This window comes from Thalassobellus citreus (assembly GCF_044385915.1).
GTDB classification, from domain to species: Bacteria; Bacteroidota; Bacteroidia; order Flavobacteriales; family Flavobacteriaceae; genus Thalassobellus; species Thalassobellus citreus.
In genome coordinates, this window is record NZ_JBISCC010000117.1 from 163668 (window position 1) to 181668 (window position 18001).

The following is an 18001-nucleotide window of genomic DNA, read 5'->3' on the forward strand; positions in this document are numbered from 1 at the left end:
AGTATTTTTATTATCTAGAAACTTCAACAAATTTGCTTCCGTTATACTTAACCGTCAGTCTAGCACCTACACTTGCAGTAAACGTAGCACTTAATAAGAAGTTACCACCGCTTGCAATAGTGGTGCTATTAGTAGCACTACCACCTTCAATAGTGTATTCTTCATCTACCACAGCGTTTGCTATATTAGTTATTGCTGTAGGTGCTGTATTATCTTGCGTTACAAACCAAGTACCATTTGCAGCATCGGCAGTTGTAGCATCAGCAGCTAACGTAACTTTTGTTTCTAAGCTTACTTCGGCAGCAACAGTTCTGGAATACTCTATAAATTTACCGTTAGAATGCGATAAAATTAATTTATCACCTTTAGCCATGGTAAAGTTTGCTCCTGTAGCTAAAATAATATTAGCGTTATTAGCAATTGTTGGCGCATTTGTAGCATCGTCGCAATATAAATACACGTACGATACATCTGTAGCATCATCAAAATTAGTGATAGTTTGAGCACTTGTATTGTTACCTCCAATACGTAAAGCGTGATGCTCTGCTAAACTTGGCGTAACATCGTTAACTGCAATTGGCACATACGTATCTGTTAATAACGGCACGTTATTAGAGAAGAAAATTTGATTTTCATAAGTCACTTCGGCATCAGGATCTACATTAGCACCAAATGCTTTTACAAACGGACCTAATTTATAATCGCCTACACCTATAATTCCTCTACGCTCAAGGTCTTCACCTAATTTTAAAGACGAATCTTCACCAATTTTATCAACCATAATACCTAGGTTGTTATCGGTTGTTAAGTAAAAGAAACCTGTTCCTTCTAATTGCGGACGAATATCGAATTCAATATTTGTCATACCCTCAATATGCTGAGAATCTTTCTTATAGTCTTGAATGGTGCCTTTTTCGGCTTCGCGACCATCAACATACCAACGATGTACTTCTTTACCTAACGACAGTTTTAAACCTGGCGTGCTTCTAAAATCTAAAGGCAATTGTTCTTGACATACTTGTGTTAAAACACTATACGTATTAGCAGGTGTTAAAACAGGTGTATCAAACGCTTTATACGTTTTATCTCTATGCGTATCAATAAATTTCAATAAACCAGACATAGCATTTATAAAGCTTCCTGCTTTTCCTGGTTGTAAAGTTGGATCTGATTTCACACCTTTGAACAATGAAATTTTATCTTCTTTTCTTACCTGCTTAAATATTTCGTTTAACAAGTATTTAGCAAATCCCATTTTAAAAGGCGTAGACCCTTCGTTAAAGAATTGATTCATCCAACTTTTTTCAAGTTGTTTCATTTGTGTAATCGTGAAGAATACATCAATTTGCTTGTCGTAAATTTTATTTATAACAGGCACAAAACGTTGATTGTTTTTAGGTAAAAACTCCGTTTTTAAAGCTTGTGTAATTTCGCCAGTTACAATACTTGCAAACACATACTGATCTTGAATATTACTAACAATACTCCAATGCGCAGGTAAATCGTAACCATCCATAAACAAACTAAAAATTTCGCTTCCATTACGTCTAGAGTAAGCGCCTAAATCTTCGTTTATTTTATCAATATTTACTTTGTTATTCCAATCGGTTGCCCCTTTTGGCATAACACCTTGGTTTAATGCGTCTATAAGGTTTTTGTTCCAAGGACGCGCTTCTACACTATCATACGATTGTCCAGAAGCAAATAAATGCGTTGCACTATGTTTCACGGCTTTTGTGTTATTTGGGTTAAAATCAATTACGGCTTCCGGAACATCTGGTTCTGGTTCGTCTTTAAGTTTCGCTAAATCGGCAGCCTGCTGCTCGTTGGTTTTTTTAGCTACTTTTAACTGACTAATTGCTGCTTGTAATGTTGCTAACACAGATTTATCATCTGTTGTAGGAACTTCTGCAGCTGGTTCGTCGTCAACATCTGTTCCTGCCGATGGCGCAGGCTTAATATCTAAAGCTGCTAATTCTGCTTTTAAAGTGTCAAAATCTTTTGAAGCAGCACCTATATACTCATTGTTGTAATAAGCAACAAAAGCTTCAGCAAAAGACTCTTCTCCTTCTTTTGATGCGTAGCCTATAGCTTTGTTTAACTTTTCCATTTTTTCCGCCGAAAAGTCTAGCGGTTCCTTTGCATCTGGGTCAAACCCCATAAAAGCCGCAATAGCCGCTAAATGCTTTAAAAACAATTTTTTCATTGTGTTCGTTTTAAATTAATAATTAACTATTTGTGGATATAAAAGATCTTGCATCGGCAAGGAACTTAAGTTGGTCTACGGCATATTCAATATTACCTATGGCGTCTATCATGCCAATATCTAAAGCTTCATCAGCATAAAACATTTTACCAGTCAATACACCTGGCACATCTTTTAAATTAGGTCTCGCTGCTTTAAAGGCTTCTTGAAATTTTAATGCTAATGGGTCCAGGTATTCCGCACGTATTAATTCGTACTTACCTTCAAGAGCGAGTTTAAAGGCTTTGTTTTTATCTTCGCTTAAACTAGACTCTATAATATGCTCTACAATGCCGTATTCTTCAAGCATTTTCTTTTGGTTGTACAGGGTTAACATTACGCCTAAACTACCAACCATGGCGCTCGTGTTATTTTCGGCAATCATTAAATCGGTTCCCGAATTTTTCCAAAGGTTTGCGCTTGCACAGGTATCAAATAAAGAAACAACAGGTTTTTTTTTGTTTTTTAAGAAGTCTAAATAAGGCGGTACACTACTTACGGTACCACCTCCAGAATCGTCGTGCCATATCTGACCAATAAAACGTGGGTCGTTATCGAAGTTTTTAGCCATAGCAACCAGCTCATCGCTTCCCCAATTAAACCAACCACCGTATTTATACATGCCACCAATACAGCGCACAATACCAATACTACCTTCTGGTACATCTTGTTGCGATACATCTATAACATTTCCATCGGTATCAATAACTTCTCTAACAAAAGAAGCTTCTTGATCTTTAGGACTTATTAATGAAACGGGTTTTACTGATTTGTCTATAGAAGATTCTAAATAGCGTAAAGCAACATGCGGAGATAATAACCACATTCCTTTTTCTATTTCGTGCTTATAAGCGTTTTGATTCATTACATACCGTTAATAGGAATTAATAAATCAATAATACAATGAGAAGACACTTCTTAAAAGGACATGTTATTTTGAGTAAAAAAAATAAGCCGATGAAAAAAAATGAAAAATGATGAATTTATGTGTTTTTCAGGAAGAAAAAAGAGGCGAAAACCACGATTTTACTCCCTAAATTGTCCCAAAAAACTATAAATACTTAGAAACCAGTTTGTTAGAGCGTTTTTTTTCTCTTTCGAACAGTTTTTCATAGTTTTGAAACGCCTTATCGTCACTAGCAAGGTTATATTTTTGTAAAAATTCAGTAATTGCTTTGTAGCGTTTTCCTTTTTTAAAGTCGTTACCAAAATGCGCACCATCAACATAAGAAACTAAACTTAAACGAAATAACGATTCAAACACATCTGTAATATCTTTAATTTCTTTTTCTGAAAAATTTACAAATCCAGATCTACAGTCTACTACTTTTTTATTTCGTCGTCTTATATTTTTACTAACTGCAATATAAAAAGTAATTCCCTCTTTTACTTTTACAGGTTTATTGCTAGTTTCTAAACACTGCAAAATCATTTTAGAAAAAGGTCTGTTGTTTTTTATGTGTAACGCTTTCGCTTTAACGTTATTTGCAATAAGCTCAATTGGTGTATCTAGCTGCTCAGAAATAAACATGCATAAATGTTCGGGAAGCGGAAAGGGTATTATTTGAGATTTGTCGAGCGCCATATTGTTACTCAAATATAAAACAATTTGTTAAATAATTAACAATAGGTTAAATAAATTATTTCTTAATCCATTTGCCTAATCTGTTTTTTTGAGATTTAGTAAGTTTAGAATACTCTTTTTTACCTATAACACAACTATCTAATTTATACACAACTTCCTGTGTTGATGTTGGCTTTTGGGTTAATACTATATTTAAAGAATCGTTATGTTTAAACTTATTACCTTCAAGTTTTATCGAGGTATTATTTTCGTTAGTCGATTTATTAATAGCATTAGATATCGTTTTATTATTAAGTGTTTTCTCTGTACTTAACCAACTGTATTTATGACCGATTTTAGCGCCTATTGGTAAAAAAAATAACGCACATAAAATAATAACCAAAATTGTTCTCCAAGGTATTTTTTTTATAAAAGTCATAATTTAAAACATTATTAAACAGGTTAAAAGCAATGCTATTGCCCAAAATATAAAAGCGTTTGTTTTGAAATTTTTGTCTAGGTTCATAATGAGTTATTTATTCATTTGAAAATGTGGAACATCAACAAAACCGTTTTCTATTCCATCTTTATTAAAATCGCCACCCCAAACATTATCTTCATGCAAGCTTTCCCAATAGTCGCCTAATGGTTTTATGTGTTCAAATCTATATGTTAGATCGCCATCTATAAAGAAATTAAAATCTACTGCTAATCTATCAGCATGTAAACTTAAAAGCGTTTTACTTAAACGTCTGGTTTTTATAAGTTTTACACCTAAAACACCACCTCTAACTATTTTATAACCAAAGTAGTTTAACAAAATTTGACTTCTGGTGCGGTAAGCTTCTCCAAAGGTTAAGCGAATACCATAACAATCAAAAGCATACTGAATTAGTTTGCTTATGTTGTATGTGAATATTTGTTGTTTTTCGCTTAGTTTCATTTCCAATTTTTAAAAATTCGGTTAAGTTTACGGGAAAACCGTAATACAATTATTTTAGTTTTTTTTTAGCAATACCTTAAACCACGCTTTATAACTCCCGTTATGATTACGTTTAACGTCTAATTGAAACAAATAAATAACTCTTAATATTGACAATATAGCTGCTGTAATACTAAAAGCCGAAACCCATAAAACAGATAAAAACACCGTAAATAAAGTCGTTATTACACTTTCACCGTAAATTAAAAGAAGTTTGTATGGCATAGCTTATTTATTTTGTATTAGAAATTCTTTTTAAAAAATCGACGATAATAATTCCAATGTTATTAGTAACAGTACCAACAGCACTACCGCCACGAGCTATAAAAAAACCAACAACAACGATACAACCACCAAAAAAGGTGATAGGCACAGGTTCTTTGCTCTCTATAAACCACGCTTTTACTGGTAAAAACAAAGGCGCTATAAATAATATTACCCCTAGTAATTGCCAGAAGTAAATCCAAACAATCTCAGCTTTTGAATCTTTTTTTTCTGCTAACTTTTGTTTTATCTCGTTCATCGTTTTGTTTTTTTTTGAAATTAATTTTATTCTACAGTATTTCCTGTACCTGTAATTGTTTGACTACTTGCACTACGACTAGGTATATCGTAATTATTTTTAATTAAACTATTGTCACCTGTAAACGTTATAAATTCTGTAGGCGATCCCTCCATAAGCTTGTTATTCATAAGCACTAAATTATCTGGTTGTACGCCTGAATTAGTAACCCAAAAAGCCCTAGAGCCGTTACTGTTCTGATACAGCCTGTTGTTTTCAAATACAATATTGTCAGACGCTCCTGTGTTATCAAATTCAATTGCAGCCGATGTAGATGTGCTATAAACATCGTTATCGATAAACGAAGCATTAACAAGTATAGCTGATGATGCAGATATAAATAATCCATCTTTAACCGTGTTACCTTTAAAATATAAGTCTGTATTTGTATTTCGAATTTGAACTTGATTTTTAAATAAATTATCTTTTAACGTTATGCTATTAGTGGTTATTAATCTTGCATTGTCATTATAGCTTTCAAAAACATTATCGTTAATGAATAAAGATGGCGCACCTACTGTCATATTAATTGCAGAAGCTTGCGCTGTAGTATTCATATTGTTTAATTCTAAAGCACGTCCATAAGTTCTAATGTTATTATTTGTAAAATACACGTCTCTAACGGCTGCGCTTTTGACTTCTAGCCCTAAAGAACCTGTTACATTAGTTTCATTATCAACAATATTATTATGAATATTAGAGTCTCTAAGAGAGCTTAAATCGAAGGCTATTCCGTTAATATTTTTTATAACATTGTCAGAAACGTTTAATTTCCAACCTTGTAACCTCATTCCTTTTTCTTCTAAAGTAGCATCATCCCCTTTTCCTCTAATAATGTTTCCACGTATTATAATTTCAGAAGCGATTTCGATTTTGTTAGTCCATGTGTCTAAAACCGCATTTGTCTCTATTCCAGTTTGACCTATACTATGTACAGCACCGCCTAATGTTAGATTGTAATCAATAACATTGTCTATAAGTCCACCACCCTGAAGCTTATAAGCTGCCATTCGGGTATTTACAACGTTATTGTACGCCCAGGAATCATACGCACTAAACAAATTAACAGAACCATATAAATTATCAAGCATATAGTTATTACGAACTACAACACCTCTAACAATATTTTCGTCAAGTGTTTCACCCGTTGTAGCGTCTCTATACCTCGTCGGCTCTGTATCTATGGCGTATCTTGGAGCTGACCCATCGTTAACTCCCATATCCTGACCTGCATTAATAATATAGTTGTTTTCTATCACCATAGTATCAACACCGATAGGCGATATATTATTTCGTCTGTTATTGTCAATTGTACAATTCTTAATTGCTATGTTTCTGCAATTTCTAAACCCTACATCTGTAGATAAGCTGTTTCCTGCTGCAACAAACCCGTCGCCGTAACAATCTTTTAAAACTGCTCCATCAACAAGACCTCCATCTACACCTATATAAGCGATAGCTAATTCATAGGTTATATCATAACCAGACAGATATTCTGTGTACCCATTAACCGCTACACCTGTTGATGACGCATAAGCTCTAAAATACAAGCCATCTGTTGAGTTACTTATATCAAAGTACCAATGCCCTTCGTTTGTTCCCCATGTTGAACTATATCCCAAAGCTCCTAGAGCGGTTGATGCATTTATGTAGTTGCTTATCTCTTCAACTTGCGTTTCTGCATCATTTGGAGTAATAGGGATTGTATAGGTTACTAAAGCGTCATTTTCTCCAATAGTATAATCTATACTTGAAGCAGTTGAAGGTGTATAAATACGTCTATACTGCCTGTAATTATGAGACAACCTAGAACCTATTAAGTTACCACCTATAACTTTGACGTTTTTAGTGTCTTCGGATGATATAATATGTTGAGCGTATGCGTAAGAAGGTAAACTTCTTATAAACACAGCATCCGTCATTCTTATTGTAAAGTCACTTGGCAAAATAATTGAATATAAATGTTGGTCGTTTAAATTCTTTTCGTACCACGTTCCTGTTGCTGGGCGTGAATTTTGTATAAAGCAATCTAGTTTAGATATAAATAATTCATTACCATTAAGTAGTTTTGTGTCTGAAATTGCTTTGTTAATGTTGTCGATATTACCTTGTGTATTAGCTATAATTGTTGGCGTAACATCTGAAAAAGAAATAGATGTAGAAATAGTTTCATCAATTGGGTATTTTCTAGTGTCAAATGTTAAAGAAGGGTTTTTCAAGAACGCATTTGTTGTAGAAGCCCAATTCAGTTGATAATTTAATATTGTGTTATCTACATAGCTGTCTCCTAATAATTCTAATTCTCCTGTTCCTGTAGATATTATTGAACCACCGCCATCTGTTAAATAAACATTCGACAAAGCAACATCTGTATTACCGATATCTATAACGCCAGTTATACTAACAATTCTAGTAATAGTTGATGTGCCATTAACAACCGCCTGCAACTCTGCTAAAGTTGCAACCTCTGTTAGATTAGCTAAACCGCTAGAAGAGTTATCAATATTAACCCATCCACTTGAAGTATATTCTTCTGTTTTTTGGGTGTCCGTGTTAAAATGTGTATCACCTAAATTTGGTGATGTTGGTCTGTTAGCTGTAGTTCCAGTTGATTTTTGAGGTATTAAATACGTATATGCCTCATAAGTTGGTGTTGACAAACCTTCAGATAATATAAATGTTGGCTCGTTTGCTACAGGAATAGTAACTCTAACATAATTTACTCCAGCAGGAACAGTAAATGTAGATATGTTTGAGTTAGACCCTCCAGATACAACAACGAACGAATCGTCAAAATAACATGTGAATCTCATTGCTGTATTACTTGTGTATGTTAAACCTTCTGTTACAGGTATAAAATCAGATGTGTCATAAGCTGCATTTGTTGTTAAACTTCCTGTAGTGTTGCTTATAAATTTACCAGATGTTTTTGTATCCGTGTTATATAAATTTGAACTTAAAGAGCCATAAACACTCTCATTTAATTGATTTAATGTAGTTAATTCGTTATCATTAATAGCGTCATTCGCTGTGATAGTTCCTTTAACTTCTAAATCATTTTGAATAGTTTTAATTTCGTTATAGTCGTTTTGAAACGAGTAATTGTTCTCTTGACCATACCATAAAGAACCTGAAATTAAATTACCCCATGCGCCTGTATCTTCATTATCTACACCTGCTAGATAGCCTTCGCTTATAATTACTTTTGCAGGATATCCAACTGATGTATTATAGTTATACCAATCTGACAAGTCTGTATTTCTATAATATAAATTAGCTATTGCAGGAATTGTACTAGGTTGTCTCAAACCAACAGTTGACAGCGATACTACCGAATTATCGGTTTTTTTGAAGTATCTCAAATCACTCCAACCACCGTTTGCCTGTGTGCGCAAATAGTTGGATTGTGCTTTTAATACAGATAAAATACTTTTTTCTGTAATTCCGTCTGTTGTGCTTCCACCCGCAAAGCCTGAAGTTGTTAAATTGGTTGAACCGTTTACTATACCTTCTTTTGTGGTATAGTCGTATAATTTGTCATTAGGGAAATTGTTTGCAACAGCATCTTCATGCGCCATTGACACTACGGCTGTCATGGTAATATATCCATAAAACACGCCTTTGGTTGGGTCTGAATCTACATTACGATAAAGCTCTGCCATTGTTCCATCTGGAAAAATAGCGTACTTTAAAAAGGATTTTACAAAGTTTCTAGCCCAAATCTCTTTTTCTCTATCATTATTTTCAATAGCCCACGAATGAACGTAAGCTATTGCTTCCCATTGGCGGTTGTTGTAGATGTCTTGCGCCCATGCCATTGTGTAAGCCGTAATATCATCACCATTAGAATCTTGTAAGGGGTTTGCTGTGCTTACACCTGCTATTTCAGGATAAGTGCCTTCGGGGGTAAATTTTGTTATACCTGCATTTTCCCAATCTACACCTAAATACGTCTCAATACGAGACGATGTAGCATTAAAAGTTATTTCAGCATAACGAGCGAACCATGTATCAATAGTTTCTTTGTCTACGTCAGTTAAATTAGTAGCTAAATCTTTTATTAAATTATAAGAGTGTTTTGTTTTTTTTACATCTGCTGTTTGAATCCACAACGAATAATCAGCATCAAATCTATATGTTGACGAATCATTCCACCAAGTAGTGTTTAAATCGTTTGCTCCAACGTAAGCTAATATTTCAGTTGCAATAGTGTTAGCTATTGAAACATCGTCAAGAGCATAAGCATAAGCTGCTGTAGTATGCAACCATTGCCTGTTGTTTGGCACTGTTGCTGCCGAACCTAGTGTCGGTCTATATTGACTAGGATTAGCTATAAAATTATCCTTTTCTGTGATGATTTTTGTAATGTCATCTGCAAATCCTGTACCTGCTGTATATCCATTTTGAAAGCGTGATTTTAATTCAGCTTTTGCTTCATCAGAAAATAGGAGATTTTCGTTAGTAGGAACTACAGAAGGAATGTCAGATAAATCAGCAACTCCAGCATAGTCTTTGTCTTGAAACACTATGCTTCTTGCAGCCGTTATATTAGCAGGGTCAACAGTTAATGACCCTGTAGAAGATAAGACAGTTCCTTTATAAATGGTTAGTTGATCTCTAAGCCATGTACCTCTACTTGAGTTTAAATTTATATATGGGAACCCTCCGACATCAGTAGATATAATCTCAGCATCTCCTAGTCCATTAGATAATTTAGCTACTCGGTCTGTTGAAGAGATATAAACACCAGGTCTAGATCCTCCGACACTTTGTCCCTCTATTTTTATTGATAAATCATCTGTATCTAATGAACCATAAGTAGTAAAACCGTCATTATCTAATAATTTAGTAAAATAATCAGATAAATCTGTATCTCTCAAATAATTAGCATCGCCGTATCTTTTAGGTATAAACGCATCGCCGCCTATTGAGTCAACTTCGGTGTTAGAAATTGTTGAGCGTAAAACTCCGTTAATAGTCCAATTCGCCGTAATCGTATCGTTTACTGCTGGCTGCAAAGCACTATATATTAATGCTTGTTCAGCAGGAGACAACAAACCTGCATTAGAATTATTGGCTAATCCTATAACTGCATTTGTACCTGTAGATGATGTAATTGTGCCGTTTGTAGCTGTTGATATATAGCCTAAATTTGTTGTGCCGTCAGAAGGCGCAGCCCAATGACCGTTACCAGAAGTGCTTGTTGCTGTCCATACGTCTCCAATTGAATTAGCGTCGTAAGTTCCTCCTGAACCTGTTCTAAATCTTAATGTGCCGTAGCCGTTACGTATATCTATTTCGTCATCATCAAAATAATAATATGTTTTGAAATCTGGACTACGAAATGCCATAGATGAGCCTGTGCCTAAATCTACGTATCTATTTGAACCATCTGGTGTTGTTCCGTTTATTGTATAGATATTATCTAAAGAACCTTTTAAAGCTTCCCATGTTGTGCCGTTCCATTGTTCCCATTGACTAACACCAGTATCTTCATGATACAAAATAGTTCCTTTTGTTGGTGTTAACGCATCTCGTTGAGCGGTGGTTACTAAATACGGTTGTATTAGTTTAGTATGTATGCCACGATGCGCTCTTTGTGGTGGCCTTGTATCTACTTGAGATGTAGCAAATAATGAAAATAAAAGCGTTACTAATAAAAATATTTTTTTCATGATTTAATGTTTATTAATTTGAACAGATGAACCTAATTTTACTCCGTTAGTAAGTGTTGCATAGTTTCCTGTTATAAAATTTGTATGTGTATATGCGTAACCTTCGGTTAGTATTCCATCGTTAGTAATAACTTCAATACTGGAAGGGTTGCCTGAATAAGAAAAAACAGTCTGTCCTTCTTCAGTGGCTTCTAATATTTGTTTTTCGAAAGTATCGCCGTAGGTACGTACGTTTAATTCTTCATCTATTTGCAAGCCATCAATACCTAATGCTTCTGGTATTAAAACAATATCGCCTGTAAGTGGGTAATAATTATATTGATACGTTTCTGTAAGCCATTTATCGTTATGAACGATATCTACACTTGGTGGTTTGCTCGATACATTAAAAGTAAGTTGGTTTGCTTCGGTTGCTACTAGCGTTACTTTGTTTGAGTTTGTGGTTTGTACGGTACCTGCGTTTACTTTATGATACGCACCTTTATACCAACGGTGCAACGTATTATCATAACGAACTAAGTACCATTTAAAAGATTGTCCTGGTGCTGGTAAATCTGAATACAGTTCTACTTCTATAGTATCTGGAGTAGATCCGCTAATTTCCCAAACACCGTCTTCATGGTCCCAAATAGCTATTTCGGGCGTTAATCCTATTCCTGGATCTAAAACAGCCCATGCATTTTCTTCTCCTATCGGATAAGACGCGTGTAATAAGGATATGTTTGTGTAACGGCCGTAAAAAGGGTTTGGTGATTTAGATAATTCTAACATCTTCAATCTCTCATCTAAATTATCTAATAAATCAGCATGATTATCAGAAACAGCTTTTACATCGTTTGCTTCATCTGCATAAAACTTCCTTACACTGTCTGGATCAGATGGGTTATTTGTTTTTGTTGGATATGAAAGTCTACTTGCTGGCATTAGCTTAGGTTAAAATCTAGATGATAATCGAATCCATCAATATTAATACCTTCGGCGGTTTGGTTATCGTGAAACTTTACAGGCACAGGCGACGCGTTTTTAAAAACAAGCGTATGACCTTTTTTTATATCAAAAGAAGAAGAACATTGCATAAAAAACTTATTTGATGCTACTTCATAAATATCGTGTGTCGTGGTTTTTACATAAACCTGGTAAACCCCACGAAGAAGGTCGTTAAACTTTTCAAAATCGGTAGTAGATAAACCAGGATAAGAAAGCGATAAGGTTTTAGTAATTAAAACACCTGCATCTGTAACCTTGCTTGATTGCTTGTAGGTTATTTTTGAAGGTGTGTGGTAAATAGTGGTTAAATTAGGAATACTAACCACATCGTCGATAGATTTTATTTGTACCAAACAAATATCTTGTATTAATGAATTGTTCTTGTTGAATTCCATAATACAAGTATAAAATACTACACTACTAATTAAAAGGACATGTTGTGTTTTGAACTTTTGTGCGTATTCGTGCGGAAATTGAACTTTTATTCACGCCTTTATTTATAAAGCTTTACAACTATTTCAGTTTAAAAGTTCGATAGTTTTTTAATTATTTACATATACATGTTTTAAATAAAAATATATATAAGTATGCACCACCTCTTTTTGCACAAAAGTTCCATTTGAATTCTTTAATTAATTGGGGTATAAGGGGAAAATAAAAAAAGCGAATAATAAAAGGGTTAAGAACCGAAATTCTTAACCCTTTTTAACAAGGCAACCGCTTTACAGAGAGAGCTACTCTTACGGTTTAATCTGCATTTCCTTGTATTATGTAATAAATTACAGGTTCGAGGCTCTATAATATCAACGACTGATTATTATAGTTTAAATAATTGTTAATAGCATTAAAGTCTTTACATTTTCCGTTTTCTATTTCTTTAATTTTAGTTAACGAAATATCTAACATTTCTGAAAGCTCTTTTTGGGTTTCAGTTCGAGCTTCTTTAGATGTTTTAACTTTTAGAGTTAGTTGAGTTTTCAACTCTAAATCATCTATCCATTTAAAAAATAGTTGAGTTTTAAACTCTCTAGTATTGTTAATCATTTGATTCTTAGTGTTTTTGTAAAAAGTATAAGTTTATCACGTGTTGGGCTAGAATAGCCACAAGGGCACGCAATCAATCATTTAAAAACACCTTTCATACTAATAAACATTTGTCTCAAACCAATGAAACCTAATAATCCAGTTAGTACCATTACGAATTCAGAGTGATAATCAAAATAGGCGTAGACTACACAAAGAGTCATTGATAATATTAGGCTTATACTTCCTTTTTTAAACAGTTTTCTATTCATTTTTTAAATAATTTAAAGATTGCTTATTTCTAGCCCAACCCCCAAAGCATATGCTACGCTCTGATTAAGTTGGTTTTATTTTTGTTATTTCTCAGGTCTTACTTGAGTCAACTCTACACAACACAGCATAAAGTCTATAGAGCGCAGCAAACGGTCTTCATGTGTATGCTGCGCATCCACAGACCTTATGCTTTGGGGGTTAGCAAACAATAAAACCTATCTTTTCCTTTTCTTCCGTTTGGTTCGTGCTTGTTTACGTCGTTCAGCTCTTGTAGGTGGTGGTCTATCTTCATAAATCCTATGGTCTATTAAGGTCAAAGGCTTCATTTCTGGCACTTCGGTTTTTATATTTAATCCTCTTTCTTTTGCCTCTTCGGGAGTTACTATTTCTATATCAATGCCTTTTTGCGCATGTTCTTTGGCTACATTCAAGGCTGTTTTGCCAAATCCACCACCAGCTATCATTATTACTTTTTTCATGGTTTTACAGTTTCTAACACCTCATAAAAACCAAAAGGGCTTATGTTTTAATTCGGTGTGTTATGTGTGTTTGTCTACTTCTGAATTTCCTTCGGAAATTCCTCGCATCCAAACCTTTCAGTTCTTATGCGTGGCATGTTAGGCAACATTTGAAGATTCTTTTTGCTTAAAATCAGAGCAAGTGTTCCAAAATTCATTCAATGTTTCCCAACCAGAAAAACTATCTGGATTTTCTTTATATTCTTTTTCCCATTTAGGATGTTCGCAATGTAAGTGAGTTGTATTAGCTATTTTAAAAGGTTTTCCTGCAAATTTGCAGTTATAACATTTTTGTTTATTTTTTGGTAATTTCATAATAAAACGTTGCCTAACATATTATAAAAATAAGTGGTAGGTCTTTTTAAATTATTATTGTTTTCTTCGGGTGCAAATAATCTTTGCATACGGTAATTTTTCCTTCGGAAAAACCACCTATTCTTATAAGTGGCACGTTGTATAACAATTAAACAATCTCTCCAATACGTACTTGCATAATTTCTACTTTTAAGTATTGCTTCTCATATTCTTTTTTACCTTCTTTAATAACATCTTGTAGCGTATTGCCATGCGTTATAGAGTTATAGGTTGTCATTGGTGCAAACGCTTTTTTTTCGGTAAAAAAACACCTGTAATCTACTTCAACTGCTATTTCCTTCGTATAGGTTTCGTCAGTCATTTCTATGTCTAAATCATTTGGTACTATTGTCATTGTTTAACAGTTTACAACACAGTATAATCAAAATGCTTTACCGTGTTTGGTTAATATATTTTCTTTTCTAGTCTATGTGCTGGCAAATTCCTTCGGAATTATGCCGCACATTGTTTATACGTGGCACGTTAAGCACTACAAGCAACCTCGTTTAAAACTTCTGGTTTCTGGTTCCATAAAACAGGAAATACGGGTACTTTTATTCGGTTTTGTATAATGGCTACTTTTAACCATTCTCTGTTGGTGTCTTCATTGGTAACTTCCATGGTCCAGGAGCGCGAATCGGTGCCACTAGCTTTATCTCTTACATGGGTATCATAATCTGCGCTGTACAATTCTTGCTCGTAATATTCTAGATTTAAAAGAAACTGACCTTCGGGTGTTCTAAAATCTTCTTCGGTAGCGAATCTTAACGGTGGTATTTTAGATGGTGAATTCATTAGAATGTGTTTGCTAGTTTTGCGTATAATTCGTCGCTTACGGTTAACGATATGTATTCTGTACCGTCACGTTTTATATCTGCACCTTTTTTAATAGCATTGTATTCGAAATGCTCGTTAAGTTCACAGTATTTTTTAATCTTATTTTTAAAGGTCCTAACGTTTATATATTTTGATTGCGCAGGATATTTTACTAAAAACCCTTTTCCGTTTTCAATAGATTCTTCATTAAACATTCTAGATTTTGGAACATCACAATTTAAATTTTGCGATCTCGAAAAATATTCATCAGCCCAATCAATAAACACTTCGCCAATATCTTGTCTAAGCTTACGTTTTTCTAGTTTTTCGGTAGGCGCGGTAATTAATCCGTATTTAAAATACAGATGCGAACACATGGCTAAAAAATTATAAAACAAGTTCCATTGCTCGGTGTCCCATTCACTCCAAAACAAAGCTTTAAAATCGTCGGTTGGTTGGTATTCGTCGTTATACCAGTTAGAAAACCCTAAAAGAAATTGACGATCTCTAAACGAGCCACCTTCACCACGTAACGCATGGTTTGTTGTTATGTATATTTTTGGCGATAAGTGATGCGGAATAGTAAACTTTTTATCGCCTTTTCCTTCAACTTGCCAATCGCCTGTTATTTCGGTAAAAATGCCTTCTAAATCAAAATTAGTACGTACATCGTCTATAAATACATTCTGAATACGTTCGTTAACTTCTTCCCATTTGTATTTGTCTTCCATGAAGTTTTTATTCTTCCCGTTAACAAATACTTGCGGTAAGGCGTGTTTTAAGGCTTTACCTACTAACGATTTACCACTACGCCCGTTACTACTTCCAACCTCTGTCATGGTGCCATCCATAGCAACCACAGCTTTTAAAACACTATCGTCTTTAAAATTATGAAGCAAATAACCGATAGCTGTTATTTTAGATAGTAAATGCTTAGAGGTTTCAAAAGCTTGAGGGAGGGTTAGGTCTTGGTACACCGATTTCTTACCTTCTTTTTTAGGGTAAAAATTCGAGGTATTGTATAAAAACTGGAGATAATCGCATTTTTCACCTTCTTCTGAAAAATCAATAGTCCATTCGCCTATATATTCTTTTAAATCGGGAGATTCTTTAGCGTCTTGATGTGTTATTTGATGAATTTCTGATAATAATAAAGGTGTTTTTTTAGGTGAAAAATCTTTTAAACGCGTTTCCCAAACTTGCCCTGTTACGTTTTTAATATCGCTTTCTTCAATACCTTCGGCGGTAATTTTCCAAAACGATTCGTTAAAAAACATATACTCTAAGCCTTTTTTAGATTCTAGAAGCTCTAATTTGGTATATTCTAAATGACTTAAACTATCGGGACCAAAATAACGTGTAGAACCTCGGTATAACATGTTTTCGACATCTTCATTAGCGATTGCTTTTTTAGTAAAATCGATTATAAAATTTCTAATTTGATGCGTTTTAACTTCGCGCACAATATTGCCATCGGTTTGAATCCAGATATACGTGTTATCTGGTTGTTCTAATAAATTATAACCACGCGCTTGTAAAAAATTATAGCAACGTTTATTATTGAAAGTGTAAGTTGATTTAATAACATCGCCATCATTGTTTTTTTTGTCTTGACGCGTCCAAAAACGTTCATGATCTAAAAGCGGTTGCGCTAACACATAACCTTTAGGGTCTTTAGGGTCTATTCTCCATTTAGTAGAGCCGAATTTAAATAGTTCTAAATTACTTAACGCTTCTTTGTGTTTAGACACAAAAGCATCAATGTTTTGAAGCCCCCAATGCTCTAATAGTTTATAATCGGAGGTAGTGGTTATTTCTTCAAACTGTAAATAACTCGCATCACCTTCAGGTGTGTTTAATGCTTTTTTACATAAATCGGCTAAAGTATCGGGTTTCGATTTTAATGAGTTGGCCAATAAATCGTCTACACCTTTATCTTTTTCTGGATTCTCTTTTACATAACCCCAAAAGATTTTTAAATGTATGTCCTGGTTAGCGAATGATGCAAAATGATTTCTAAAGTTCTTGATTGCTGTAAAAAAGGAACGCGGTCTATTATCGGCAGAATGTTTAGAATCTATTTTATGCGATAAATCTAACCAATCGGCATCCACAATAAACACCACTTTTTCAACTTGGCAACGTTGTATTATTAATTCGAATTCTACAGGTAAACGCTTATTGTAAGCAATATTATGAATACCCATAATACCAACACTTGGCATACCGTGTTTAGAAGCTTTATCAGCTTTCTTTTCGCCTTCTTGTATGTAAAGTGTTTCTATTCTAGAACCATTATGATATTTTTCTCTAATATATTTATTAATGTAAATTTTAGAACCACTACCATAAGGCGAACGGTATTTGGTAGGCTTATCGTTTTTGTCGCGATGAAGTTCTGGATTTTGAAACCGAACTCTATAAAACGGTTTCTTTTTACCAACGGCTTTTTGGCTTTTGTTAAGCGTGTAGTAATACATTGGATTTCCATCTAAATCGAAATAATGTATAATAACATCGTCGCCTTTAACAATTTCAAACGCTTGATCTACCGTTCCTGGTTGATATAAACAGAATTCTTTTACAGTTTCTTCGTCTATTACTATACGCTCGTCGGTAACATCTTCTTTTTTAAGCCCGCTATCCTTTAGCATTTTATCGCAATAGGTTTTTGTACTACGACGATCTGTATTATTAGGACGCTTTTCGTTTAAATCTATACCTCCTAAACGCGCTAATTCCTCTAAAGCATCTGGGTACGATTTACCATGAAAAGAGGTAAGGTAACTAGCAGCGGTTTTAACCCCAATATCGCATTTAAAACATTTTGCAACACCTTTTGCTTTGTTAAACTCTAATTTTTCTTTGGTTTTACAAATAGGACAATCAACCACAACTTGAGATCCTTTCTTTTTAGATAAATCGTGATAAGATTCTAGTACTTGCTCTAGCGATACAGCTTCGAGTATAGCTTCTTTTTTTTCTTTTGAAATATATGGCAT

General features: G+C 34.1%; 16 protein-coding genes. All 16 read right to left on the reverse strand.

All coding sequences use genetic code 11. The features are described from left to right. Positions 1 to 10: 10 nt before the first annotated feature. Positions 11 to 2206, reverse strand: a complete 2196-nt coding sequence (locus tag ACH5TX_RS04750; protein ID WP_439338391.1) for a hypothetical protein — start codon at positions 2204 to 2206, stop codon at positions 11 to 13. A 22-nt stretch (positions 2207 to 2228) separates the two neighbouring features. Next, a complete protein-coding gene (locus ACH5TX_RS04755; RefSeq protein WP_439338392.1) occupies positions 2229 to 3110 on the reverse strand; it encodes a S49 family peptidase in 882 nt (293 codons plus the stop codon). Between the two features lie 186 nt (positions 3111 to 3296). Continuing rightward, complete coding sequence (locus ACH5TX_RS04760) at positions 3297 to 3830, reverse strand: hypothetical protein (RefSeq protein ID WP_439338393.1); 534 nt, start codon at positions 3828 to 3830, stop codon at positions 3297 to 3299. A 55-nt stretch (positions 3831 to 3885) separates the two neighbouring features. Then, positions 3886 to 4248: a hypothetical protein gene (locus ACH5TX_RS04765; RefSeq protein WP_439338394.1), complete on the reverse strand. Its 363-nt coding sequence runs from the start codon at positions 4246 to 4248 to the stop codon at positions 3886 to 3888. Positions 4249 to 4341: 93 nt separating this feature from the next. After that, on the reverse strand, positions 4342 to 4752 hold the full coding sequence (locus tag ACH5TX_RS04770; protein WP_439338395.1) for a M15 family metallopeptidase domain-containing protein: 411 nt from the start codon (positions 4750 to 4752) through the stop codon (positions 4342 to 4344). A 54-nt stretch (positions 4753 to 4806) separates the two neighbouring features. Next, positions 4807 to 5016 carry a hypothetical protein gene (locus ACH5TX_RS04775; RefSeq protein WP_439338396.1) on the reverse strand — a complete coding sequence of 70 codons (210 nt, stop codon included), beginning with the start codon at positions 5014 to 5016 and terminating at the stop codon, positions 4807 to 4809. Between the two features lie 7 nt (positions 5017 to 5023). Next, positions 5024 to 5314, reverse strand: a complete 291-nt coding sequence (locus tag ACH5TX_RS04780; RefSeq protein ID WP_439338397.1) for a hypothetical protein — start codon at positions 5312 to 5314, stop codon at positions 5024 to 5026. 26 nt (positions 5315 to 5340) lie between these two features. Further along, entirely contained in the window at positions 5341 to 11028 is a 5688-nt protein-coding gene (locus ACH5TX_RS04785) for a hypothetical protein (RefSeq protein WP_439338398.1), read from the reverse strand. 3 nt (positions 11029 to 11031) lie between these two features. Next, positions 11032 to 11952 (reverse strand): hypothetical protein, encoded by a 921-nt coding sequence (locus ACH5TX_RS04790; protein ID WP_439338399.1) that lies wholly within the window; start codon positions 11950 to 11952, stop codon positions 11032 to 11034. Next, a complete protein-coding gene (locus ACH5TX_RS04795) occupies positions 11952 to 12410 on the reverse strand; it encodes a hypothetical protein (RefSeq protein ID WP_439338400.1) in 459 nt (152 codons plus the stop codon). Before ACH5TX_RS04795 ends, ACH5TX_RS04790 begins: the two co-directional genes overlap by 1 nt. Before the next feature lie 400 nt (positions 12411 to 12810). Beyond that, positions 12811 to 13059: a helix-turn-helix domain-containing protein gene (locus tag ACH5TX_RS04800; protein ID WP_439338401.1), complete on the reverse strand. Its 249-nt coding sequence runs from the start codon at positions 13057 to 13059 to the stop codon at positions 12811 to 12813. 467 nt (positions 13060 to 13526) lie between these two features. Beyond that, complete coding sequence (locus ACH5TX_RS04805; RefSeq protein WP_439338402.1) at positions 13527 to 13790, reverse strand: hypothetical protein; 264 nt, start codon at positions 13788 to 13790, stop codon at positions 13527 to 13529. A 138-nt stretch (positions 13791 to 13928) separates the two neighbouring features. Beyond that, positions 13929 to 14144, reverse strand: coding sequence for a hypothetical protein (locus tag ACH5TX_RS04810; protein WP_439338403.1), 216 nt, complete (start codon positions 14142 to 14144; stop codon positions 13929 to 13931). 148 nt (positions 14145 to 14292) lie between these two features. Then, positions 14293 to 14538, reverse strand: a complete 246-nt coding sequence (locus tag ACH5TX_RS04815; RefSeq protein ID WP_439338404.1) for a hypothetical protein — start codon at positions 14536 to 14538, stop codon at positions 14293 to 14295. Between the two features lie 128 nt (positions 14539 to 14666). Continuing rightward, positions 14667 to 14978 carry a hypothetical protein gene (locus tag ACH5TX_RS04820; RefSeq protein ID WP_439338405.1) on the reverse strand — a complete coding sequence of 104 codons (312 nt, stop codon included), beginning with the start codon at positions 14976 to 14978 and terminating at the stop codon, positions 14667 to 14669. Then, positions 14978 to 18001 (reverse strand): CHC2 zinc finger domain-containing protein, encoded by a 3024-nt coding sequence (locus ACH5TX_RS04825; RefSeq protein WP_439338406.1) that lies wholly within the window; start codon positions 17999 to 18001, stop codon positions 14978 to 14980. Before ACH5TX_RS04825 ends, ACH5TX_RS04820 begins: the two co-directional genes overlap by 1 nt.